The organism is Bifidobacterium coryneforme (assembly GCF_000737865.1).
GTDB lineage: Bacteria > Actinomycetota > Actinomycetes > Actinomycetales > Bifidobacteriaceae > Bombiscardovia > Bombiscardovia coryneformis.
This window is the reverse complement of the sequence record NZ_CP007287.1, coordinates 1,664,686-1,689,097: the sequence shown is the minus strand read 5'-3', so window position 1 is coordinate 1,689,097 and position 24,412 is coordinate 1,664,686. Positions and strand designations below refer to the sequence as shown.

The window sequence follows — 24,412 nt, the reverse complement described above, 5'->3', positions numbered from 1 at the left end:
CGGGTGCACTCGCACCATGAGAGGTTCATCCCCCGTCTTTCCAATCGCAGCATCCGACCAAGGGAGTGCCGGTATGACCATCAATGCAACCATGGAATCCCACCAATTCGTCAGCGACCTTGACGCCCTGTCCATATACAGGCGCTTGCGCACCAGGTATCGGGAGGATCAGCTCTTCCTCCTGGAGTCCCTGAGTGGTCCCGATCCGGACAGGAACCGTTCGGTGATTGGATTCGAGCCCATGTTGACCCTGAGTGTGACGGACCACGTTATGACCATTGATCCGCTGGGTAACGTACAGCTGGCAGGTCTGTTGGAGGTCTTCGGCCGGATTGAGCAGGGGGTGGTTCGCCATCCGGTCCCCGACATCCAGGAGGTGTTCGCGGTGCTGAGGGGGATTGAGTCCTCCTTCGCCATCAGCGGCGGCCATGAAGGCCCCTTCGGGATGGGATGGTTCGGCTACTTCGGGTATGACACCATTTTCATGATTGAGGACCTGGAAGAACGCATTCCCAGGGATGCGGCCCTGCCGGTCATCTCGCTGACCCTCTACCGGGGAATCATCACCCTGGACCTGAAGGCTGGCGGCCACTGCGCCACGCTGATCCATCTGAGCGGCGACCCTGGCGGGTACGACATCCGGGATGGTCGGGGAAGCAGGGAAAGCGACAGTCCGGTAGGGCAGGAAGACGCCGGTGGCATTGCGTACAGCAGGCTTGACGGGCAGCCGGATGGGAAGAGCGTTGGGCATGAGTCCGACCGGTTTGCGGAAATGCTGGGCCTGCTGCAATCTGACGCACCCCTTGCGGAAGACCTTGCCCGGACCGGTGCAGGGCCTGAGGATGCCGGATCGGACTTCCCCTACAGCGCCCACGACACGATTGACCGGGACCTCTTCTATCGGTGGTTTGCCAAGGGTAAGGAGCACATAGCCCAGGGAGATGTGTACCAGCTCCAGCTCGGGCATGAGATTCAGGTGGACTCCAGGATTCCGCCCTTCCAGGTCTACCAGCGGCTGCGCCGGCAGGACCCGTCCCCCTATATGTACTATTTCGTGACTCCCCAAGGGGTGCATGTCATCGGCGCCAGCCCCGAGCTCTTCATCGGGCTGACCCCTGATGGTGACATAACCCTGAGGCCCATCGCAGGAACTGTCGGCAATCCCGGAGATGATGAGGCCCGCCAGGCGGCCATCAGGCAGCTGACCGGCGACCCCAAGGAACGGGCCGAGCACCTGATGCTGGTGGATTTGGGGCGCAACGACGTAGCCAGGTGCTGCACACCCGAATCCTTGGAGGTGGACCGGCTGATGACCACCGAGGTTTACTCCCACGTCATTCATATGGTCTCGGATGTGGTCGGTCGAATCCGGCCTGGCCTGGACAAGTACGACGTCTTCTCGGCCGCCTTCCCCGCCGGCACCATGACAGGAACCCCCAAGGTACGCGCCGTGGAGATCATCGAGGAGACCGAGGTCAGTTCGCGCGGGGTATATGCCGGAGCGGTGGGCTTCCTCGGATTTGACGGTCAGGTCCTGACGGCGCTGTGCATAAGGACGGCTTCTTACCATTCGGGCAGATACCACCTGCGCGCCTCGGCCGGAATCGTCGAGGATTCTCAGCCGGAAAGCGAATGGCAGGAAACCATGAAGAAGATGAGTTCTGCCTATCTGGCCATCACCGGAAAGGAGCTGGCCCATGAGAGTCTTGCTGGTTGATGCCTTCGACAGTTTCGTCTATGTGGTCAAGAACTACGTGGACCTGTTGGGCGCCGATACGACCATTGTCCGGGTGAACCACCTGGCCGAGGTGGATCCGCTCACCTTCGATGCGGTCATCTTGGGCCCTGGACCGGGCCATCCGGAGGACTGCGGCTACCTGGAGCTCCTTGACCGGGTTGCAGGACGGAAGCCGGTATTCGGCATCTGCCTGGGCATGCAGGCCATCGCAGTACATGCCGGAGCCCAGGTGGTCAGGGCCTCCAGCCGTCAGCACGGTAAGGTGAGCCGGATAAGAAACGACGGGAGGGGCTGCTTCACAGGGTTACCCGACACCTTTGAGGTGACCAGGTACCATTCCCTGGTTGCCGATGAGACTTCGGTCGGGCAGGTCGCCGATCTGGAGATCAGTGCGCGCTCGCTTCTGGACGGGTATGTGATGGGCCTGAGACGTGGTCGATCGCTCATGGAGGGTGTCCAATTCCACCCCGAGAGCATCGGCAGCCAGTATGGTCACCAGGTGATTGGCAACTTCTTCCGGGAGTACTGCGGCCCGTCTGCTGGGAACTGACCCGTTGCGGTCGGCTGTCGGTAATGGGGGCCGACCGCACCCGAAGTCCGTATCAGGACATCTCGCTACGGCCCTGGCGCCAGTATCCCATGAAGGAGACACTGCGTCGGTCCATTCCGTGGTCTCTGACCAGCATGCGCCTCAGGTCACGGACGGTGGCTGCCTCGCCGGCAATCCAGGCATACAGGTCATCGGTTTGGATGACGGTATCCGCCTCGGCGGAATCGGATGTCTCCCAGAGCAGCTCGCGGTCGATATCGATTTCCTTGAATTCCTTGGAGGATTGAGCGGCCTCGTCCGAGTCGGAATGGACCGGCAGGTCATCCAGGAGGTTGTGCATGGCCTCGGTAAGGGCATGGCCGTGGCCGGACTCGTCGCGCACCGTCCAGATGACGCGAATGCCCTCGGGTGTTTGTAGGGGGAGGCGGTCCTCTTCGGTCGGGACTTCAATCACCACCACCCCATCGCCATGCCACTGGTCGCGAACCAGGCTTTCCATTATGGCGGCGATGGCCGGGAGTGCCGTTTCATCACCCGCCAGGAGGATATGCCTGGATTGGCCCGGGTGAAAATCAAGTCCTGGAACCTGTCCTCCGACCCTTCCATCGGGGCCGATGATGACGGCTTTGTCGCCTGGCTTGGCCTGCTCCGCGAAGGTTCCGGCAGGTCCGGAAGGATCGTGGATGACGAAGTCCACATCCATTTCCCCGATTTCGGGCCTGAGAGCGCGAACCGTGTAGGTACGCATCGGGTTGCGGCGTTCCGTGGGGAGGGCCCTCCATTCCTGTAGCCAACCAAGCGGAACGTCTGGGGCAACCTCAAAGAAGGAGGGGTCAGGCACTGATCCGTCCGGAAGGGGAAGGATGATTTTGATCCTCTCGTCGTATCCCGCATCGGCGAAGATCTTCAGGTCGGGGCTCTTGAAGACGATGCGACGGAAGTGGGGCGAGAGCGTTTCCGTTTTGGCCACGGTGACGTGGAAGGGAATCAGGGATACGGGGTGGTTGGCGGGAAGTTCCATGGTCATCTCTCTTTCGGTTGGGTTTTATGGCCTGCCCTCGGATTCAGGCCTGTTGGGTGGGTGCCCGGATTGCCGAGAATCAGGACACCGGGTTTGGTGTCATAGGGCTGGGTTGTTGTGTTTCGGATTATCGGATGCCGAATCATGGGGATGTACATTACCGGGGCCTAACGGAGTGGGCTCCGAGGCTATGGAGGGGAGCAGGTGTCATCAGTGGAGTGCCGGTGGACTCATCCTTCACCACGGTGGACGCGATGTCGAATACTTCCGTGACCAGGCTCTCGGTCATGACCTCGTCGGGAGCGCCCAGGGCGACCCTTTTGCCATCCTTGATGGCCAGGATCCAATCCGAGTACCTGGCGGCCATGTTCAGGTCGTGGAGAACCATGACTACCGTGACGCCCTCCTGTCTGTTCAGGGTGCTCAGCAGGTCAAGCACCTCAAGCTGGTAGGCGATGTCCAGGTAAGTGGTCGGCTCGTCAAGAAGGAGTATGTCGGTCTGCTGGGCGAGGGTCAGGGCAATCCAGGCGCGCTGGCGCTGGCCTCCGGACAGGCGGTCGATTGGACACCCCGCCATATCGGTCAGTCCGGTCAGGGCAAGGGCCCGTTCCACCGCCTTTTCGTCCTTGGTCGTCCACCGTTCGACGAAGTGGTGGTGGGGGTATCGGCCGCGAGCGACCAGGTCGGCGATGGTGATGCCGGCGGGGGCTGACGGGTTCTGTGGCAGCAGCCCCAGAATCGTTGCAACCTTGCGGGTGGGGATGCTGGTGATGGGCTCTCCATCCAGCATGACGGCCCCCGAGGCCGGTTTCAGTATCCTGGCCATGGCCTTGAGGAAGGTTGATTTTCCGCACCCGTTGGGTCCGATGATGGACCCCATCGTGTGTGGGGGTATATCCAGACTCAGGTCCTCGATGACCGTACGCCCGCCATAGGTGAGGCGAAGGTGCGAGGCAGTCAGCTTATGCGCGCTGCTCCAGGAGTCGTGTGCCAGGGGTGACGTCATGATGTTCAGAGCTCCTGTCTGCGGGTCATGAGGACCATGATCAGGATGAGGACGGGGCCGCCCACAATGCTGGTGATGATGCCGACCGGCACCTGGGTTGTGGGCAGATGTTGAGCGACGATGTCCGACCCCAGAACCAGGCAACCTCCCACCAGGCCCGACTGGATAAGGGCCGATGTTCCCCGACCAACCAGGACTGCGGCGATGGGGCCGGAGAGGAACGAAACGAAGGAGATGGGACCGGTGGTCGCCGTTGCGACAGCCAGGAGCAGCACACCCACGATAATCACCTCGAACTGGACACGGCTTACCCTGACTCCCAGTCCGGCGGCCATCTCCGGTCCCAGCTGCAGTGTGCTGACATTCCTGTCGAGTGCCAGCAGGAGCATGGCGCCGACGAGGGTTGTTGTTGCCAGTATGGGTAGATCGGACCACTGGGCATCGGCCAGGCTGCCCGTCAGCCACCGGGTTGCTGCCTGGATGTCCCATTGGTTGCTGCGAATCATCAGCCAGGAACCCAGAGCATTGAACCCTGCGGCCACTCCGATTCCGATCAGTATCAGCCGGGTCGGGTCGAACGAACCGCGCCAGGCCAGGGCCATGACCAGGAGGGCTGTCAGGAGACCGCCCATGACCGCCAGGCAGGCCAAGGGCATGCCCGACAGGCCCAATACGACAATGCCGAAGATGGCGGCCGTGTTGGCTCCTGCCGTGATGCCGATGATATCCGGGCTGGCCATCATGTTGCGCAGGAGGTGTTGGAAACCAATTCCGGCCATGCCGAATGCGATGCCGGCGGCGCAGCCGATCAGTGCCCTGGGCATGCGGAGTTGGAGAATCACGAATCTGGTCCCTTCGTCTCCCTGCCCCAGGAGTGCTCCAATCAGGTCGCTCATGGAGTATGTGCGATGTCCCAGAGCCAGGTCGGACAGCGCGAGAGCAACCAGGAGTATCACAAGCAGGATGGTGACTGCCAGTGAACGAACGGTATGGGTCCGTCGTATCCGTTGCAGGTCGGTCATCGCATCGGGTCTATGCGATTTCTGAAGGGCGGGGTTATCGCCACGAACGGGAGGAGCGACCATGCCTATACCTCCGCGGTTCTTCTGCGCCCGGCCAGAATCACGAATACGGGAGCCCCAATCAGTGCCGTGACGATGCCGACCTCCACATCGGATGGACGGGTGATTATCCTGCCCACCACGTCGGCGCCAACCACCAGAAGGGGGCCGATGAGGATGCTCAAGGCCATGATTCGTCTGTAGTCGGGTCCTATAAGCAGTCGTGCCACATGGGGGACCACCAGTCCGACGAAGCCAATCGGACCCGCCAGTGCCGTACAGGAGGCGCAGAGGAGTATCGCCGCAAGCCAGGCCAGGCTGCGGACACGTCCGACGTGCATGCCCAGTCCTTCGGCCATCTGATCACCCAGGGTCAAGGCGTTGATTCCGGGCGTCAGGCAGAAGGCGAGTATCAGTCCAAGAGCGAGAAGAGGCAGGACCGGCATCATGAGGTCGAACCGGGCGCCCGAGATTCCGCCAACCTGCCAGAAGCGATATGAGCTGATGACATTGATGCGCGGCAGAAGAATGGCGGAGGTAAGAGACCCCAGTACCGAACTGATCACGACGCCGGCCAGGGTCAGTCGCAGCGGCGATGGGCCGGATGGCCCCAGGGAGCCTATGGCCCAGACGACCAGTGCGGTCGTCGCACTGCCCAGCAGCCCCACCCAGACATACTGGGCCGGGGTCGATAGGGAGAAGAAGGCCATGGAGCAGGCGATCGCCAGGGCCGCCCCCGTATTGAAACCCAGAATCGACGGGTCCGCCAGTGGATTGCGAGATATGCCCTGCATCAGGGTCCCGGCCACCCCGAGCCCGGCACCGACCAGGAGGCCGAGGACGGTGCGGGGGATTCTCAGGCGGATGGCCGAGGTTGCGATGTCATCCGAGGAGGCGGACAGGGCGTGGAGGATGTCGGAGGGGCTGACGGAGCGGGAGCCGAAAACCAGGGACAGGGCGCAGACCATGACCAGGCAGACCGCCAGAATCAGCCCGGACAGGACCATGGGTCCGTTTCCGTTGCGATGCATGGCTACCCGCCGGGTGCCTGGGTGCGAAGTCACTCCCGACCGCATATATGTGCCACCTCCCCCTCTTTCATCCCCTTACCTGCGGCCTGATCAGACCTTGGCGGCAGCCTCGCCCAGAAGTTGCGCGTAGGTGTTGGTCGTCTTTTGGATGGACAGGGCCGAGGGGTCAAGGGCATTGGCCATCTCGCTGTCATTGTCGATGACCACGACGGATCCGCGCTCAACTGCGGGAATCTTGGAGAGGAGGGGGTCCTTGCGCATCGCTTCAAGCAGGTCCGGGGTGCCGTAGGTAACGATGATGTCGACATCCTTGTACCTGTCGGCATGCTCGGAGGAGATCTCCTTGTAGAAGTTCTTGGTGCTCTTGGAGTCCTCCTTGATGGACTCCGGAGTCTCCATACCGAGGTCGTTCAGGAACTGAGGCCGGGCGTCGGAGGTGGTGTAGACGCTGAACTTAGAGAGCTTGGAAGCATCGAAATACATAACTGCCGCGGTCTTGCCCTTGATGGCCGGTTGGGTCTCTCCGGCCTTTGAGATGCGCTCCTCCAGGTCGGATATCAGCTGCTTGCCCTTTTCGGGTTCTCCGATGGCTTTGGCTGTGGACGTGATGACCTTGCGCCAGGGGTCGCCCCAGGCAACCTCTTGATAGGCGATTGTCGGCGCAATCTTGCTCAAGGTGTCATACTGCTTCTTGGTCATGCCGGAGAGCAGGCCGATGATTAGATCGGGCTTGGACGCGGCGATGGCCTCGACATCGATGCCGTCCGATTCGTCATGCAGCTTGGGCATATCCGCCTTGGCCACATGCATCTCATCCAGGGCATCCTTGGTCCAGGGCAGATACCCTCCATCCACGGTCTTGCCGAAGGAGTTCTTCTGGATGCTGACCGGCACGACCCCCAAGGCGATGAGGTTGTCGGGAGTGGCCCATCCGACGGTGGCGATGCGCTTGGGCTTGGAAGGGATCGAGGTGGTGCCGTAAACATGATCGATCTTGACGGGGAAGGAATCCTGCTGCCCGGAGGTTGTAGTCTCGCTGGACGTGGCTGTCTGCGAATTCTGCCCGCAGGCGCCTAGAAAGAGCGTGGAGCTCGCCAGTACAGTGACGATCGCGATGGCGCGTTTGAGTCGAGTCAGGGGAAGGGATGTTCGAGTATGCATGTGGTTCCTTTGATTGTGCTGTGAAATTGGCATGGCGCACCAGAGCCAGATACCAGATTTAGCATCGGGGCGACAGGAAGAAAAGAGTTGATTTCCTTAGCCGCTTGTGTTAGACGGAGCGCTTGTATTTGGGGGTGTGCAATTGGAAATGCCCTGCCGGAACGTTCATGTTTCGTATAGCCTGATGATGCGCAATACACGCTTCTGTGCGTTGCTTTGACGTCAAAATCTCAACATACAAATAAAACAGAGATAGGCAATACAGTCGGCTTTACAGTGAAGGTAAAGCCAAATTCATGTGGTTGCATAGACAGGACAATGTAGTAACTCTAAAGGGGAACAAAAGTGTGACCAGTGATATAGCCGAGTGGTGACTGAACAATCTGAAGGGGAATTCGATGGAAATCGAACCGCCTCTTCATCGTCTTGTTTCTCAACCCGTACCCGCCATCCTCCTGCGCAGCGGCCTGAAATGGGCTATTGACAATCAGACCCTGGTGGAGCGCCACCCCTTACGACCTGCTTGATGAATAATGACACCGAAAGGCTCCGGAATGGGCAATATCGAATTGAGCGTATCGAATCTAACTGTTCGGATAAAGAACAAGACGATTCTCTCTCATCTCTCATTGGAGGTTGAAGAAGGGGCCTTCCACGGGGTCATCGGGCCCAATGGTGCGGGAAAGACAACGCTGTTCACTGTCTTGCAGGGATTGCAAAAGCCGACCGAGGGAACGGTATCGGTTCTGGGCAAGGCACCCTATCCGCGGAACCTGGCCTTGCTTCGTCAAATAGGTATCCAGCCGCAGCAGTCCTCCTTCTTCCCCAAAACAACGCTCGTTGAGCACCTTACTGCGGTGGCGGATATCTACCAGGTGCCCCGGTCTCGTGTGGACGATCTGGTTGATGCGCTGAAACTGAATCATGTGGCATCCAACAAGGTTGAATCACTATCCGGCGGTGAACGGCAGAGATTGGCTATCGCCACGGCTGTCATCCATCGTCCTCGTCTGCTCTTTTTGGATGAGCCGACTGCCGCCCTCGACCCCGAGTCACGCCACGATCTTGTGGGCCTGCTCAAATCGAATCAGCAATTGGCCGCCACGGTTCTTTACACGACGCACCATCTGGATGAGGCGGAGCGGTTGTGCAGCATGGTCTCGATCTTGGCTGATAAGCATATTCTCGTGACGGCCAGTCCCAGCAGGCTTATTGCGCAAGCGGAGATGGAGTCAACCATCCTTCTTCCAAATGCCTTGGATCAGGCCGATCATGTGGTTCACCTCGTAGGAAGTGACTATGTAAAGGTCACACCCGACGGTTTATCAGTGCGTACCCGGGATACTGGAGTTACCTTCGCGAAATTGGTTGATTCCGGAATCAATACAAGCCAGGCGCAAGTCAAGGATGGGCGTCTTGAGGATGTCTATCTTCGCCTGCTCGAAAAGGAGAACGTCGAATGAACAGCTTCAGAACCCTATTCAAGTTGATGTTCCACTATGATCTTCGCGACTGGTCCACGATGGTTTTCACCTTCCTCTTCCCTGTAGCATTGCTATTGGTTTTGGTCCTGTCTTTTAAGAGCTTCGTTCATGGAGTTGATATCGTCAGTCAAATCAGCGCCAATGTCATTGCATTTGGCGCAGCCTACGTGGGTATTTTCTCGGGTGCTTCGCACATTGCTACCTGGCACGAGAATGGCATGCTTCGGACGGTCCGCAATTTCCCCCTATCCTCGAATGTGATTATCTTCTCCCAGGCCGTGGTGGGTATCGTCGTCCTGCTGGCCCAGGCTGTGGTGCTTGTAATCATGGGAATGATCATGGGGATGGCGCTGAAACCGACGTTTTTGTCGGGATTGCTCCCTCTGGTTCTTGGCTACCTCCTGTTCTTTTTCTTGGGCGTCATCATCGCCCTGATAATTCCCTCCATTGCAGGCGTATCCATCTTTGCGAACATCATTATTCTGCCCCTGGGCTTTATCGGCGGAGCCATGATGCCTGTATGGATGTTGCCGTCTTGGGTGCAGACCATTGCACCGTATACGCCCTTGTATCACATGAGGGAGGCACTGTCGATGATGCTGATCGGGTCGGGCACCTGGACTCATGCCTGGATCGGACTCCTGTACCTCGCCGTGGGTTGCATTCCATTGGGGCTCATCTCTGTGTACGGTTTCCGCTGGAAATAAGGACGCGCGGAAGTGTGCTCGTGACGCTGCCATTCCAGCGCCATCAACCTCAGTGAGGCTCCTGTCTTGTCTCACGACACGGGTTTGGACGGTATCCGGTATCGCTCAGCATGTGAAAATCCGTCAATTACCGTTCCCTGTTGCCCTATAGTGGAGAGAAGGTCCAATCGACAATGGCGTATCGAAAAGACAGGATATCTGTATATGGATGAAACTCCGCTGACCCTCGATAATGTTTCTTTTCACTATGCCTCGGGCGGTCTTGGCATTAACGATGTGTCTCTGGCCTGCAGGACTGGTTCGTGGACGGCTTTGATGGGTCCATCAGGGGCAGGGAAATCGACTTTCCTTTACTGCGCTTCCGGCCTGTTGCCGATAGAAAGTGGAGTGGTTTCAATTGCTGGCAGGAATCTGTCCGGCATGCGTGAATCCGATCTGACGCGGATGCGGCGGGACCATATCGGATTCGTGTTCCAGGACTACAACCTGGTTGATGCTTTTACCTGCTTGCAGAATGTCATGTTGACAGCACTGTTTGGTGGCCCGTCCATTAAGAAGGAGAATGCTCTTCGAGCCTTATCGCTGGTAGGGCTGGGTGATTTTGCTGACTCGTATCCCGCAGACATTTCGGGTGGGCAGCGTCAGCGTGTGGCAATTGCCCGGGCTTTGGCTTCACAGCCGGACATTATTTTTGCTGACGAACCTACTGGAGCCCTGGACAGTCGAAGCGCCTCATTGGTCCTCGACTCTTTCGAGGCCGTGGTGGAACAAGGGCGTACCGTCCTGATGGTTACGCATGACCCTAACGTGGCGGCCAGGGCCCACCGTGTCGTCTTTTTAAAAGACGGCCAAGTGGATTCAATCTGCGAGGGGTACGATGCCGAACGTCTGGCCATGCACTTGGCTGATATGACATCCACAACGGCCGGGAGGCAAGTGCAATGAAGCGACATGGTCCCAACGGTCCGGCTCATCAAGCCTCCTCGCACCTCTCGTCGAAGAGGGTCTCACTCGCAGCGCTTGTCTGGTCTCTGGTCAAGGCTCATAGCGCCTCGTATATCGTCATGTCCGTGACAGTGTGCCTGACCTCTCTTCTGTTCTGCTCGACCTTGCAGGTTTATATGGCGGGCAGAATGCAGGACGGCATCGGGAAAATGGAATCCATGCATACCCTGCGCCGTCTCATGGCAGAAACGCCATATCGGAATGTCGTTATGATATCCACGGTGTCTGTGCTGTGCATAGGATTGATTTCCATCTTCCTCGTTCTTGCCTCAGTCTCCTTCCTGGTGCAGGACCGTAGGCGAGAGTTCGGAATGATGCGGCTTAATGGGGCCAGTCGGACAAGAATCATGGTGATGGAGCTGTGTGAATTCGCCTTGCCTTTGGCCCTTGCGAACATTGTAGGGTCCTTGCTCGGGTCTGTCCTGGCTGTTCCTATGGGAAAGGCGTTTTCGGGCCCTTCGGAGTTTCCTGGCTCGGGAGTGAGCTTTGATTTGAGGGTTCGTCCGTCAGTTACTGTTCTGTCCTTTGCTTTCATGATGGTCGTCTGCCTGCTGGGAGTGTGGCTGGCAATACGAAAGCTGAATAAAGTGTCACCGCTCGGGCTGATGGCGCAAGAGTCTGCCAAGGGCGCCAAAAAGATGGGCAAGCTTCGAATTGTCATTTCCTGCCCACTGGTTCTGCTTTCCTTGTTCGTCGGTTTCGCTCCGATCTCCTTGCCTCTTGATATGCGCTGTATGCTGCTGGTCATCTTGGTAATCTGCACTGTTTATGCAGCTTCCCCTCTTCTTGTGGCTGGTTCGGTTTCGCTGCTCGGTTTGATTCCGGAAAAGCTGGCCAGTGGGCCGGGGATTTTGGCTCGTCAGCGGGCCAGAAGGGAGACGGCCGGTTCTACGGCAGTCGCCTTGCCTGTCATGATGGTTTTGACGATCGTGATTTCTTTCCTGGCGGTCTTCCAGGCCGGTTCCATAGGAGGAAACATGTTAAACCTGCAGCCGCTTAAAGCGGATGTGATCGTAAGCTCTGACACCGAAGAAAGCTTCGACGAGCTGTCATCGACCATACGGGACCTGGGTGGTGAAGTCCGTGGAGCCGATATCTATACAACCCAAACCTGGGCCGTGGAGAATCCCTCAGGAGCATTCCAGGTGGCCTGGCAGAACGGTACGGATGGGCTGGTCGGAGACGGTGCGAGGAGGGCTACCGCCCCCGAGGCGGTCGAAGGAAGCCTGTCTGACCTGGGCCCCGGAAAAATTGCCGTGTCGAACCAAAACACCGATTACCGGCTGGGTGACAAGGTTACCTTGATTGATCGCAGTGATAAACGTTATCAATTGACCGTGGCTGCCATCGTCAGGCCGCCCGAGGGTACGCCCCCTCTGCCTATGGACTTCCTGTCCTCAGCTGACGGACTACCTCATGCCGGCGAGGAGGAGCAGGTCTTAGCGCTTATCTCCGCGTCCTCGCCATCGGCAATCAGTGATATAACCAAAGCAATTCGTGGTGCCGGAATCAAGGGAATGTCGGTGGAAACCCGATCTGCTTTTATAGATCGGTTCTTACAGCATGGCGTCTCAAGTCAGCACGCGCTGTCCGTTATGATTGTCGGCGGTACAGCACTCGCAATCATCTTCCTGCTTCAGTCGATAGCCATAGCCCTCTCCGAGCGGCAGGGGCAAAATCGGAGACTCTATCAAATTGGGGTATCACGGCAGTCCATCGTTTGGTCGGCTGTCCTGGAGACAGGCGTGAACATCCTTGCCGGTGCTTTAATCGCTGTGGTTGCTATATGCGTGGTTGTGGCGGCGGTAGCCTTGGCCTTTAGCGGTATAGGCCTGTCTGTTGCTTATACGCCAATTCCTCTAGGGCCGTTCTGCCTGGTCGGATTCCTGCTGCTGGTCATCGGCGTCGCCGCGACTCTCATGGTCTCATATGGCACCTTGAAATCCGCTGGGGCAAATTAGTGGAGTACAAGAGCATGCTCCGATTGCTTGACTAGCCGCACTCCTCGGAGCGGCAGCCTTGACGGTTTTGGCCGAGCCTGTGTATATTGTGATATCTACTTGGTAAACAACCACGCAGCGTTTTGGTCTGGCCGTTTTTTGATTTCCTTCAATGGGCCCCTGAGGCGTTGACTACTCCGTGGCATAAGCAGGAGAGTGGCATGACTGGGTTGACCAGCGGCTCCAAGCAAGAACAATCAACTGATACCGGGATGGCTCCGACTGCAGGGCAGGACTCTGAGCTGAGGCGCACCGCGAATGACCCCATTCTCAAGGATCCCTCCACGGCGGATGCCGAACAGGTGGCCCTTGCGCTGAATGTGGATCCTGACCGGGGCCTGGACGAGGCTGAGGCGGCACGTCGGTTGGAGGCATTCGGCCCCAATGAACTGGCTGGGGCGCCTCCTGTACCCGCATGGCGGAAGTTCCTTCAGCAGTTCAAGGACCCCCTGGTTTACCTGCTGCTGGTGGCCACGGCTATTTCGCTGGTGGCCTGGGTGGTGGAGCGTTCGCATCCGGCTGCCGGTGGGGGCGAGCCCCTGCCCTTTGATGCCATTGTCATCATGATCATCCTCATCCTTAACGCCGCCCTGGGATACGCCCAGGAAGCCAAGGCCGAGCGGGCTGTGGATGCCTTGGCGAGTATGACGGCTCCGCGTGCCTCAGTTCTGCGCGACGGTCAGGTGGTCAGCCTGGAGACCAGTCGGATTGTGCCCGGTGATGTCGTGGTCCTCTCCGAGGGGGACTCGGTCGGAGCCGACGGGAGACTGTTCAAGGCCGCAGGCCTGCGCGTGGCTGAGGCATCGCTGACCGGCGAGTCATTGCCGGTGGGCAAGAGGCCCGGTCGGCTTGACCGGCCCAAGGCCTTGGGCGACAGGGCAAACATGGTCTTCAACGGCACCGCAGTGACCCAGGGCACCGGTCGCATGATTGTCACCTCCACCGGCATGGACACCCAGGTCGGGAGGATTGCCGGCATGTTGGCCGATACCCAGGAGGAGCCCACGCCCCTCCAGAAGGAGATGGCAAGGGTCTCCAAGCTCCTTGGACTGGCCGTCTGCCTGATTGCCGTCCTGGTTCTGGCCGCCCTGGCCCTGATGGAGGGCTTCCAGACGACTCAGGACCTGATCGACTCCCTGCTCATGGCCGTTTCCCTGGCCGTGGCCGCCGTACCCGAGGGGTTGACGGCCATCCTGACCGTGGTCCTTGCCCTGGGTGTGCAGCGCATGGCCAAGCACCATGCCATCGTCAAGAAGCTCAGCTCGGTTGAGACGCTCGGGTCGGCATCGGTCATCTGCTCCGACAAGACAGGGACGCTGACCCGCAATGAAATGACCGTTGAGCGGGTGGTTGTCCCCTCGGGGCAGGTCCGGCTCACCGGTACCGGGTACACCCCGGAGGGAGCCATGCAGCCGGTCGCGTCCGCAGGGGCCGACGATCAGCTGACCGACCCCATCGATTCATCCCTGGCTGCGGAGGTTGAAGAGACCCTGATGGTCGGAGCCGTCGCCAACGACGGAGGCCTTCACTGGCAGGGGGGCGATGTCGAGTCGGATTCCGAGGCCCAGTCCGGTTCCGACCAGGGGCACTGGCAGATAGTCGGCGACCCCACGGAGGTTTCGCTGATTGTCGCCGCCCGCAAGGTGGGAGTCGATTCCAGAGCTGATGGCTATCGTCGTCTTGCCGAGATTCCCTTTACGTCCGAACGCAAGCTCATGTCGGTTCTGGCTGCTCCGAGAACCGGTGACGAGGGGAAGACGCGTCTCTTCTGCAAGGGCGCTCCCGATGTGCTGCTTGATCGATGCGACAGGATTCTTGAAGGCGGTCAGGTCAGGACCATGACCAGCGCCGATCGGGAGGGGATACTTGCCCAGGTAAGCAACCTCTCGGCGGATGCCTACAGGACCCTGGGGCAGGCCTTCCGGCCTGTGTCCGGCCAGGAGCTGTCATCATTGGCCGAAACCGACGCAGGGGAGGGGCCGTCAGCGGCGGTCGGAACGGACCAGCCGTCTCAGTATGCCGCGGCGGTCACCTTGTCCGCTGACACGGTGATTCAGGAAAGCGCCCATCTGGAGAGCAACCTGATCTGGACGGGCATGGTCGGGATCATCGACCCGCCCCGCACCGAGGTCCGCCAGGCGGTGGACCAGGCTCACAAGGCCGGAGTCAGAACAATCATGATTACCGGCGACCATCCGCTCACAGCAGCCAGAATCGCAGGGGATCTGGGTATCATCGAACCCGGGCAGCCCGCCTGCACCGGCGAGCAACTGGATGCCATGGATGCGGACCAGCTGCGGGAGACCACCTCCAAGGTCTCCGTCTACGCCCGCGTGGCCCCTGAGCACAAGCTGAAGATTGTCGAGTCCCTTCAGGACCAGGGCAAGGTCGTGGCCATGACCGGCGACGGCGTCAATGACGCCCCTGCCGTCAAGGCTGCCGACATTGGCGTAGCCATGGGCATCACCGGGACCGAGGTCACCAAGGAATCGGCCAAGATGATTCTGGCGGATGATAATTTCGCCACTATCGTCCAGGCTGTACGAGAAGGCCGGGGCATATTCGACAACATACGCAAGTTCCTGCGCTACCTGCTCAGTTCCAATATGGGTGAGGTCTTCACGGTCTTCGGTGGTGTGGTCTTCGCCGGTCTTCTGGGTATATCGCAGCCTGGTACGGCCGGTGTGACCGTACCCCTCCTGGCCACCCAGCTGCTCTGGATCAACCTCCTGACCGATGCGGCACCCGCGCTGGCCATGGGAGTGGATCCCCAGACCGACGATCTGATGGACCGCCCGCCCCGATCCGTCAGCGACAGGGTGATCGATCGGGACATGTGGTTCGACATCGTCTATATAGGCCTGGTCATGGCTGCGGTCACCCTGATCGGCATGGACATGCACCTGAGCGGCGGCCTCTTCACCGACAGGTCTGTCCAGATGATTGGTCACGAGGCGCAGATCAGGGAGGCGCGGACCATGGGCTTCACCATCCTGGTCTTCGCCCAGCTGTTCAACGCCTTGGCCTCGCGTTCGTCCCGGAAGTCGGCCTTCCATGGGCTCTTCAGCAACCTCTGGCTCTGGGGTGCCATAGGGATCTCGATCCTGCTTCAGCTTCTGGTTATCTATGTGCCCTTCCTGGGCGAGGCCTTCGGCACCGTTCCCCTCCAGCCCCAGGCCTGGCTTGAGTGCATCGCTCTGGCCTCCCTCGTGCTGGTGGCCTCGGAGCTGCGCAAACTGGTCACCTGGGTGTTCAGGCGGATTCGAGCGTAACCCCCCCCCCCTTCAGGAGGGGTGCCGGAGAGGTCGTGCGGGCCTGGCTCTCGGAGTGTTTGCAATATCTCCCCGGGGTCCAGGTTCGGGTGTTTTGATTGGGACTCATCGGCAATCCTCATGGAGGGGAGCGCGGTCGCTACAATACTTGTATGAGTATTGAAACGACGGGTGATGGGTCCTCTCTTGCAGCAGAAGATGATGAGGCACGGGTCAGGGTGCTCAAGGCACTCGCCGATCCGACCCGCCTGCAGATTGTGCGCTACCTCAAAAGGGTGTGCAGAGGTGTGACCTGCGGGGAAATCGCGCAAATGGTGCAGATGAGTCCCTCTGCTGGCTCGTATCATTTCAGGACCCTGCGTGAGGCTGGTCTTACGGTGGACGAGCGGCGTTCGCGCGAGAAGTATGTCTCCCTTAACGAGGAGACCTTCCGCCGGTACGCCCCCGGATTCCTTGCGGCCCTGTAAGGCTGTTCTCCTGATGCGGGAATCGGTCCACCGGCTCTTCCGATTCGGTGTCCGGGTGCTTGTTGAGAGTGGTCTATGTCGTGCTACTATTTAATAGTTCATGAACTATTAAATAGTTAAAAGTCGCAGAAAGTCAACTCTCCTATGCGTAAACACAAGCCGACCAGTTCATTTTGGATTCTGGGTCTCACCTCCTTGGGCTTCTTCATGTCGATGATGGACTCGATGATCGTTACCACCGCCTCCACTGCCATTCGTCATGACTTCGGTATTTCAATCACCTCACTGCAGTGGGCGCTCAATGCCTACAATGTGACAATCGCTGCGGTCCTCCTGGTCGGCGTGGCCCTGGGGAACCGATTCGGGCACCGCACTGTATATATGGCTGGCATGGCAGTATTCGTCCTGGGGTCCCTCATGGCCGCCCTCTCAGGCTCCATTGCCGTGCTCATTGCCGCCCGTGTGGTGCAGGGTGTGGGCGCCTCCGTGCTGACGCCCATGTCGATGACCATTCTGGCCTCCGGAACACCACCTGAGCGCAGGGGCAAAGCACTGGGCATATATTCCGGAATCGGCGGTCTGGGCTTGATTGTCGGTCCGGCCCTGGGCGGTCTTATCGTCTCCCAGTTGAGCTGGCAGTGGATTTTCTGGATTAACATCCCGATTGGTCTGGTCGGTATCTGGCTGAGCCACAAGTACCTACCCGAAGATACGCCAGGAAACGGGCGCATCAACCTGGTGGATGCAGTGCTGGTCATTATCGCTTCCGTGGCTCTGATACTTGGGCTGTCCGACAAGAGCTGGAGCCGCTTCTCCATAGCGCTCGGCTTGGCCGGTATCGCGCTGTGGGCCGTGCTCATGCTGCGCCAACGCGGCCAGTCGAATCCTATGATTCCCTTGAGCTTCTTCCGATCCCCCTCCTTCGATGGAGGTAACCTCGCCACCTTCCTTCTGTACGCATCCATGTACGGGGTGGTTTTCTTCCTGCCTCAGCAGCTACAGGTGGTAGGCGGTGCGAAAGCCCTGGTAGCCGGTCTCGAGCTTCTTCCCTGGACGGGAACCCTGGTTGTCGTCGCACCCCTGGCCGGGAAGTGGGTGGACAGGTTCGGCGAACGTATGGTTGCCGCACTCGGGTTGTTCCTGCAGGGGCTGGGATATGTCTGGATTGGTCTGGTGACCGGTGGCGAGTTCACCTATGCGGCCCTGGTTCTGCCCCTGATCATCTCCGGTGCCGGCTTGTCGATGGCCGGCCCCGCCTTGCAGAAGGCGGTGCTGGGAGCGGTGCCGGCTGCCGATAGCGGCAAAGCGTCCGGTATCTATAACATGTCCCGTCTTCTCGGCGGAGCGGTGGGCGTTGCTGTTTCAGTGCTTGTCTTTTATGCCAGGGGCAGCGCTTCTTCGCCGGCTGCCTTCACCTCCGGTTTCAAAGCCGCCATGTTGACTGCTGCCGTGCTCTCCTTGCTGGGATTGCCGGCCGCTGCCGCCATAGGTAGACCTGAAAGCAAGTAGATCCGCTGTTGGTTGGTTTTGGCTGCCAGATGGTCGGCTATTCATTCCGGGCTATGTTTCGGTCTACAATCGGTACCGCGCGCATTAGTTGTTTGATGATGCGATGATATTAATGAGACCCGGGAGCATCGACCAGTTGGGGATGGTCATTGATGCTCCCGGGCCTTTCCCCGGTGCTGTCGAGTCGGGTGGGCCGACTCGACAGCCTTACTCAAGCGAAGTATCTAGTTGTCTCGATTGCCTGTGATGGCGCTGCGCCGCGATGCCGCACATGGCGACGACGCCGGTAAGCAGCGTGAGCATCATGCCGGCCCCTCCTGCGTTGGGAAGGAGGGTGCCTGCGGGCAGGTACAGGTACGATAGCGACGTATCCGGCATCTGTCGTACGTTTTCCAGCGTGTAGTCGACGGTGACCGTCACCATCCCGGGCTGATGCGCGGGAGTGATCACGGTGGCACTGTGGCCGTCACTGTTGATGGTCAGGCTTGTTGCGGGGCTCCGGTCGAACCTGACTCTGGTGATCACCGGCCGCTTGTTAAACAATACCGGTACAGGAGTCGAGGTCTGCGAGAAGATACCGTCGTTGCCGAGCTGTCCAAAGATGTTGTCTCCCCATGCTTGGGCATCTCCGTCCGGGCCGATTGCCATCGTGTGTTCATAACCTGCGCTTATATGGACAGCGCTGAGTATCTTGACAGGCACACAGTTTGGGCTATTCCCTGTTTTTTTGCCGTCGCCGAGCTGTCCATGCCAGTTCCATCCCCATGCCCAGGCGGTTCCAGCCGAGTCAATTGCGAACGAGTCGTTGGGGCCGGCAATCACTTGCGTCGCGTTCAGGTTTCCGTTGCCCCAAGGGGAGCAAACAAGAACGGGGATACAGGCGTTATCGATGCTGTTGTTGCCGAGCTGGCCATACTGGCCCTGCCCCCATGCCCAGGTTTTCCCATCAGTGCCGACGGCAAGTGCGTGCCAGCCTCCGGCACTGACCTGGACCGCTTTAAAGCCGCAGGATGCGTCCATGGGGCAGGTTGGATCGCGAACGCGTGTGGGGGTCGGATAAAAGACGGTGGAATTTGGACCATCGAGGCGATTGTTGCCGAGCTGGCCGAAATTGTTGTACCCCCAGGCGTACACGTAACCGTCCGTTCCGATGGCCAGGTTGAAGGACCAGTTGGTGCTGATCTGTACGGCGCGGAAACTGTTGGATGAATTCGCGGGGTCCTTGACCGGGACGGGAACAGGCTGTCGATCGGTGAATACGGTTCCGTTCCACCCTCTTGCCTGGCTGCCCCAGGTGTATACGGTCCCGTCCGTTCCCAACGCCATGGAGTTCAAAGCGCCGGCGTCTACCTGGACTGCGGTTAGGCCCTTGTATTGGTTCGTAGGGTCATTGGGGTCGCGCACCCTCGCAGGCGTGGTGGTTTGATCGCCGCAATTGGTGTTTCCTAGCTGCCCATGGCTGTTAAGCCCCCAGGCGTACACGTATCCGTCACTGCCTAGGGCCAAGGAGTGATAACCCCCAGCGCTGACTTGTACGTACGTGAAATCCGCCGGGGCTCCATCAGGTTTTTTCACCAAGACTGGAGCTCTGCGGAGGGAGGTTGTTCCGTCGCCAAGCTGCCCATGCTGGTTTGAACCCCAGGCATATGCATTCCCGTCGCTGCCTATGGCCAGAGAATACCCCCTGTGGGGTTCCTCGTTGAGGTTCGTCGCACTGCTGGTCTGGTTGAACTTGATGCCCCTATTGAGGGGTGGGGTGATGCGCACGCTCTGTCCGCCATACTGGCTGCCCCTGTCGGGGTCGATTTGCCAGGTGTCCTGACCGTCGAGTGTCCAGTGGGCGGTCAGAGTGAGGTTCGAAGTGACGGGTTTGCTGAAGTCATAGGCAATCCTGCCATTGAACCATCCGTCGAACAGGTAACCGCTGCGTACAGGATTCGTTGTGGGCCTTTGCACACGCCCATACGGACTGGGGACGTATTGGGCACCGGGTCGGGGGCTGCCTCCGTCCGCGTCGAACGTGACTGTATATGTTGGGCTTGGTGCAGCGGCTCTGGCGAGAGGCTCTTCCACCGTGTAGGTGAAACTCTTGGAGAAGGGCTGGTTGTCTTGCTTGCCGCTGATGGTGACCGTGGCTTGCCCTGCTGGCCTCGCGGGTGCGTCTGCCTGCCAGGCATCGCCGCTGCGGGTCAGGGTCATGGGCTTGTCATCGAATCTGGCCGCGTCCAAGGTCGGCTCTTTGGTGACGACGACTTTGACAGGCCTGTCCTGTTGCTTGGTGCTCCACGCAAGCAACTCTCCCTGCAGATTCAGGGCGACAGTCTTGCTGCCGACTGTGAGTGCCTGTATGTAGGACTGCTTCCCGCCATCCACTTGTGTAGGTGTGCTGTTCGGCTTCCAAGCCCAAATTAGGCCTTTGGTGTCCGTAATCAGCACCTGGTTGCCGCTGCTGCTGACCCGGTTTGGGCGTTTGTCATCTGGTAGACGAATCGGGGAGGGCGCAGTTTTGTCTCCTGCCAAATAGCCGGCTTGGCCAGTCGTGTCCATGAGGACGAAGCCTGTGCCGACGCTTTCGACCTGGATGATGGGAGTATCTGCGGGCTGACTGATGCGCGTGGCGTGCACATCAGCATCGGTCATGTTCCAAGTCCAGGCTTGCCCGTTCGCGTCCACGGCCAAGGCCCGGTCGGCGGCCGTGGTGACAAGCGTCGCATTTGCCTGCTCGGGCAGGGTGACCACGGCTTGTTCGGACAGGCGCTGGCCTGCCTTCTCGGTTTTGGTCTCATCAGCTTGGAGCGTGTGGATGCGACCTTGCTGATCAACGGCCAGGAGCCATCCATGACTGATGTCCGTGCTGATGCTTGTATACAGGGTTTCCCGGGTGACGTCAGGAATCGTGGGCGAGGGCTGCTTGACGGTCCAGGTGTAAAGGTGATGATCCGATCCCAGTGCCGCCTGCCAGTGGTCACCGGTGCCTGCTTGCAGGTAGTGGAACGCGTTCCGAGACTCAGACGGGGCCGGAATGGACGCTGGAGTGGCTGCGCCGTTCCAAGTGTAAAGACCACCGTTGCTGGTCTGCCCGATTAGCTGGTCTCCGGAGGATTCCAGGTGGGAGAAGCGCGGTTCCTTACTGGAAGGAGGGTTGATGGTCAGGCGGGCCCCTGAGGCAGGTCCATGATCGGGACTCAGCTGCCAATCCGTGTCCTGGACCCACTGGGCCGTCAGAGTCATGTCCTCGCGGACTGGGATCCGGAAGTCGAAGACCTGGTCCTTGTATGTCCATCCGTTGAATCGATGGCCTTCGCGCTGCGGGTTGCTCTCCGGTGGGCTGGCAAGGGTGCCATCCTGCACGGTCGTTTGCGTGGGCGGGGTTCCGTCCGACAGGTCGAACCGCACCACGTGCGAGGTCTGTTTGTTTGGCTTTTCCGCCGGCTCGGTTGAGGAAGGCTCCGATTCGTTTGTTTCAGCGATCGTGGGAGATGGTGTGCTCGTGGATGAGTCGGTCGGAGTTGCCGGAGTGGTGCCTAGCGCGTTGCCTGGCGTTATGGCAGGCGAGGGAGTGGGCGTCAGGAGGGAAGTATCCGATGCGTCGTTGTCGTTGGCATCGGAGGACTCGTCAACGACGGAAGAGACCTGCTGCCCCTCAGTCTCTTCGGGGGTATCGGTCGCACTGGCGACAGCCATGCCCAGGCTCGACATGAGACCCAGCACGGTGACTATGAGTGTCAGCGTACGGCGCAGACTGTAGTTCAAACGCATACTTGCATACCCCTTCATTGACAACAGGTACTGACCGTTACCCTTGATCCGCGGACCGTAAGCCGGTGTCACGCATTCCATCAACCCGTCGGACGGACCATCTAGTCTTCCCCAAGGTGGTCCGACACCAACAATGTCAATACCGACAATGTCCAATCAGGTTCCCAATACCTGTAACTAACCGTAGCAGTCTGTTCTATAGGATAAATTATTATCTCCTATATTGAGATCGGTGTGAGACATGTCTCACGGCCGCCATTTTCATCCATGATTTAAGCCCTTTCCCTTGCTAAACCGGGGAAGAGCTTTGCCGTGTTTGTTTGTCTCTGCTGCGAGTTCTCTTGTCACTGAGCAACAGTTTGTTGCACATAACAAGCGCCAGCGAAATCGATGCGGGGATACACAAGTCGTGCAGTGAAGCCTGTACGGTTAGCGGCGTTATCGGATGACCTCATGTGGTCTTAAAAGTGAGAGTGCTTGCGCAAAGGATGCCGAGAACAGTCTCGCTCCAGACTCGAAACTTGGGGGAACGATCTGTAAGTTTGAAGTGCTGACGGTCGCTCTTCTCGGTAGCCTGCTATTTGAGTAGTGAGAGAGCGCCAGTCTCGGAAAGGCGCCCATGTATACGACTTCGGTGCGCCACTTTTCTATGTGCAAAGTGGCGCCTGGTAAATAAGTGGAGCTGCGGGGAATTGAACCCCGGTCCGATGACCGTACCCTCAGTCTTCTACGTGCGTAGTCTGCTGGCCGTTATGGCTATCTGTCTGCCCCCACCTGTGTCGCAGACGACTGGTGGCGGGCATAGCCGCAGGAAAAGTCCCCGGATCGTCCTGCGGTGCAGCGGTCCGGGCAAGTCTTCTTAATGACGCTCAGCATCCCCCCGAAGGCGAAGGAGAGTGAACGGAGCAGCTGCTCACTGGTTTATCCTGGCGCGAAGCTCAGGCAGCGAGAGCGAACTCAGTGCGGTTAGATTTAGCACTTGTTGTTTGCGGGAGGACATTAACGAGCGGACCCCCGCGTTCTCGGCACGCTTCCCTGCGACGAACAGGTCACCGTCGAAACCGATCAGCCCCAATCTTCAGTTATCAAACCTTGCCGGCACTCTTCGCGACCGGCCTCGTCAGTATACAACAGATACGAACTGTTGGTATTCCCGCTTCCCTTAGGTGTGAGCGCCGGAATGGACGGTCTGCCTGCTCACTATCCCGTCCGGCAGGGCGGGGCGCAGTCGCCGCACCGAGGAGGGGGCCGACTGCCGGACGGACTGGGCTTACTGGCCGGCTGGAGTCTGGGACTGAACCGAGGCGTTCACCTGGTCGATGGCGGCCTGGAGTGAGGCGGCAGCTTCCAGGTATGCATCTGGCTTGTTGCCCTTGGCCTGTCCGGCCTGCTCGATGGCGGTCTGCAAACCATCGCGTACGGCGCCATCCGTTACTTTTCCGTCGGTGTCGACCAGAAGACTCAACGCCTCGCCCTTACGCCTGTCCAAGGTGTCCTTGGCATTCTGGAGGCTCTTTGCGTCTCGTGAAGCGACCACGGCCTTGGCGGCCTCCGTGTACTGGCTGGAGAGCTCGTTCAGCCTGGTATCGTATCGACGGGCCGTGTCGGTTGCGTCGCGGAGTTCTGCTGTGGACATGCCGGCGTCGCATTGGACACTCTGCAGCCTGGTGCCGCTGGCTCTTTTGATGGTGTTGCCAAGTTTGCGGATGTTGCTTACCGTCTTCGGATTCTGCACCTGAGGAGCCCGGATGGCGGCCGCCTCCTGATACTGGTCCACTGTGGCCTGTGCGGTCCTGGAGCTGTCGTACATGGACTTGACCGATGCTACACAGCTCGCCACTGCGGAATCGTGCCTACGCGGCTCGTACAGGCTCCACCCGACGATGCCGACCACTGCCAACACAACCACGACAGCGACAGCCGTTATAGGCACCATCCACTTGGGACGGCGGCTGGTCTTCCGGCTGTCAGTGGTGGGTTCCTTGTCCATGGTTCCTCTTTCTCGGCTTCGGGCCACTTGGTTCTCCCTCCAGGTTCGCACAGGTCGACGGGAAGTGAAGACCGACGGAGCCTTGGGTGCTTCCTGCCTATCGCCCTAGGGCATCGGTACCTCGTGCTGTCCGGGCGGTGCTCCTGTCTTCTGCCGTCTCATTGCGCGTCAACCTCTTAGAAGTCAGTGAACACCGGATACGAGCCTACCTCAAAATGATTGGGGATGCGGACCTGTTGCTGTCGTCCAGGACAGCAGCGAACCCTGATAGAGCCTCTGCTTACTTTTCAATTCGTCGTGATCCCTCAACCGGGACTTCTGGATAGGTCGAGTCGCTCAATTGCCTTGTGTTTTTGACAGTTCCATATTCCTTTTGATTTTTTTTTTCGTTGCGCCCCGTTTTTCGTTCAAAACATGTGAACCTTTACGTTATGGAAAGTGAGGAATCTATGAATCTCAAGAAAACGGTGTACGAACAGCGAACCAATCAGAACAGCCCCAGTTCCCGACCCCAACAAGGGGAAGTCAGGAAGATAAGAGATATGACGAAACTGAGGGGGGGGGGGCTAATCGTCCACGTAGGATATAGAGGGCCTGGCACAGTCGGGCATGCGCCTCCCTGCACAGAGGGTCCTTCGTCATGAGTGGGGT

Annotated in this window: 17 protein-coding genes and 1 other RNA gene; 10 read left to right on the top strand and 8 right to left on the bottom strand. The window is 59.1% G+C overall.

Annotated elements, in window-relative coordinates:
• Positions 1-73: 73 nt before the first annotated feature.
• Positions 74-1,717, top strand: coding sequence for an anthranilate synthase component I family protein (locus tag bcor_RS06850; protein WP_051875746.1), 1,644 nt, complete (start codon positions 74-76; stop codon positions 1,715-1,717).
• A complete protein-coding gene (locus tag bcor_RS06845; protein WP_033498423.1) occupies positions 1,698-2,288 on the top strand; it encodes an anthranilate synthase component II in 591 nt (196 codons plus the stop codon). The genes bcor_RS06850 and bcor_RS06845 overlap by 20 nt, the downstream gene beginning before the upstream one ends.
• Positions 2,289-2,340: 52 nt before the next feature.
• On the opposite strand, the gene bcor_RS06840 is transcribed toward bcor_RS06845, so the two are convergent.
• The 5 genes from bcor_RS06840 to bcor_RS06820 all read right to left on the bottom strand — a co-directional run bounded on the left by bcor_RS06840 (position 2,341) and on the right by bcor_RS06820 (position 7,568).
• Positions 2,341-3,315 carry a siderophore-interacting protein gene (locus bcor_RS06840; protein ID WP_051875745.1) on the bottom strand — a complete coding sequence of 325 codons (975 nt, stop codon included), beginning with the start codon at positions 3,313-3,315 and terminating at the stop codon, positions 2,341-2,343.
• 151 nt (positions 3,316-3,466) lie between these two features.
• A complete protein-coding gene (locus tag bcor_RS06835) occupies positions 3,467-4,315 on the bottom strand; it encodes an ABC transporter ATP-binding protein (protein ID WP_033498422.1) in 849 nt (282 codons plus the stop codon).
• Between the two features lie 5 nt (positions 4,316-4,320).
• Positions 4,321-5,400 carry a FecCD family ABC transporter permease gene (locus tag bcor_RS06830; protein ID WP_051875744.1) on the bottom strand — a complete coding sequence of 360 codons (1,080 nt, stop codon included), beginning with the start codon at positions 5,398-5,400 and terminating at the stop codon, positions 4,321-4,323.
• Between the two features lie 2 nt (positions 5,401-5,402).
• Positions 5,403-6,383, bottom strand: coding sequence for a FecCD family ABC transporter permease (locus bcor_RS06825; RefSeq protein WP_238548547.1), 981 nt, complete (start codon positions 6,381-6,383; stop codon positions 5,403-5,405).
• Positions 6,384-6,497: 114 nt separating this feature from the next.
• The gene (locus tag bcor_RS06820; protein WP_051875743.1) at positions 6,498-7,568 is read right to left on the bottom strand and encodes an iron-siderophore ABC transporter substrate-binding protein; all 1,071 of its coding nucleotides are present in this window, start codon (positions 7,566-7,568) and stop codon (positions 6,498-6,500) included.
• A gap of 398 nt (positions 7,569-7,966) precedes the next feature.
• On the opposite strand from bcor_RS06820, the gene bcor_RS07720 reads away from it, so the two are divergent.
• From bcor_RS07720 to bcor_RS06785, 8 genes are all read left to right on the top strand, one after another.
• A complete protein-coding gene (locus bcor_RS07720) occupies positions 7,967-8,095 on the top strand; it encodes a hypothetical protein (protein ID WP_274518300.1) in 129 nt (42 codons plus the stop codon).
• A gap of 27 nt (positions 8,096-8,122) precedes the next feature.
• Complete coding sequence (locus bcor_RS06815; protein ID WP_033498437.1) at positions 8,123-9,031, top strand: ABC transporter ATP-binding protein; 909 nt, start codon at positions 8,123-8,125, stop codon at positions 9,029-9,031.
• Complete coding sequence (locus bcor_RS06810; RefSeq protein WP_033498418.1) at positions 9,028-9,759, top strand: ABC transporter permease; 732 nt, start codon at positions 9,028-9,030, stop codon at positions 9,757-9,759. Before bcor_RS06815 ends, bcor_RS06810 begins: the two co-directional genes overlap by 4 nt.
• A 204-nt stretch (positions 9,760-9,963) precedes the next feature.
• Positions 9,964-10,704 (top strand): ABC transporter ATP-binding protein, encoded by a 741-nt coding sequence (locus tag bcor_RS06805; RefSeq protein WP_033498417.1) that lies wholly within the window; start codon positions 9,964-9,966, stop codon positions 10,702-10,704.
• A gap of 119 nt (positions 10,705-10,823) precedes the next feature.
• Positions 10,824-12,725 (top strand): ABC transporter permease, encoded by a 1,902-nt coding sequence (locus bcor_RS06800; protein ID WP_158332638.1) that lies wholly within the window; start codon positions 10,824-10,826, stop codon positions 12,723-12,725.
• Positions 12,726-12,925: 200 nt separating this feature from the next.
• Positions 12,926-16,036 carry a cation-translocating P-type ATPase gene (locus bcor_RS06795; protein ID WP_033498413.1) on the top strand — a complete coding sequence of 1,037 codons (3,111 nt, stop codon included), beginning with the start codon at positions 12,926-12,928 and terminating at the stop codon, positions 16,034-16,036.
• 152 nt (positions 16,037-16,188) lie between these two features.
• On the top strand, positions 16,189-16,503 hold the full coding sequence (locus tag bcor_RS06790; RefSeq protein ID WP_033498411.1) for an ArsR/SmtB family transcription factor: 315 nt from the start codon (positions 16,189-16,191) through the stop codon (positions 16,501-16,503).
• Between the two features lie 144 nt (positions 16,504-16,647).
• Positions 16,648-18,012: an MFS transporter gene (locus tag bcor_RS06785; RefSeq protein WP_033498775.1), complete on the top strand. Its 1,365-nt coding sequence runs from the start codon at positions 16,648-16,650 to the stop codon at positions 18,010-18,012.
• Between the two features lie 207 nt (positions 18,013-18,219).
• On the opposite strand, the gene bcor_RS07345 is transcribed toward bcor_RS06785, so the two are convergent.
• The 3 genes from bcor_RS07345 to bcor_RS06775 form a co-directional block, all read right to left on the bottom strand.
• Positions 18,220-21,771, bottom strand: coding sequence for an RCC1 domain-containing protein (locus bcor_RS07345; RefSeq protein WP_051875742.1), 3,552 nt, complete (start codon positions 21,769-21,771; stop codon positions 18,220-18,222).
• A gap of 674 nt (positions 21,772-22,445) precedes the next feature.
• Positions 22,446-22,844, bottom strand: a transfer-messenger RNA (tmRNA) gene (gene ssrA / locus bcor_RS07460).
• A 197-nt stretch (positions 22,845-23,041) separates the two neighbouring features.
• Entirely contained in the window at positions 23,042-23,761 is a 720-nt protein-coding gene (locus tag bcor_RS06775; protein WP_033498774.1) for a hypothetical protein, read from the bottom strand.
• Positions 23,762-24,412 lie beyond the last annotated feature (651 nt).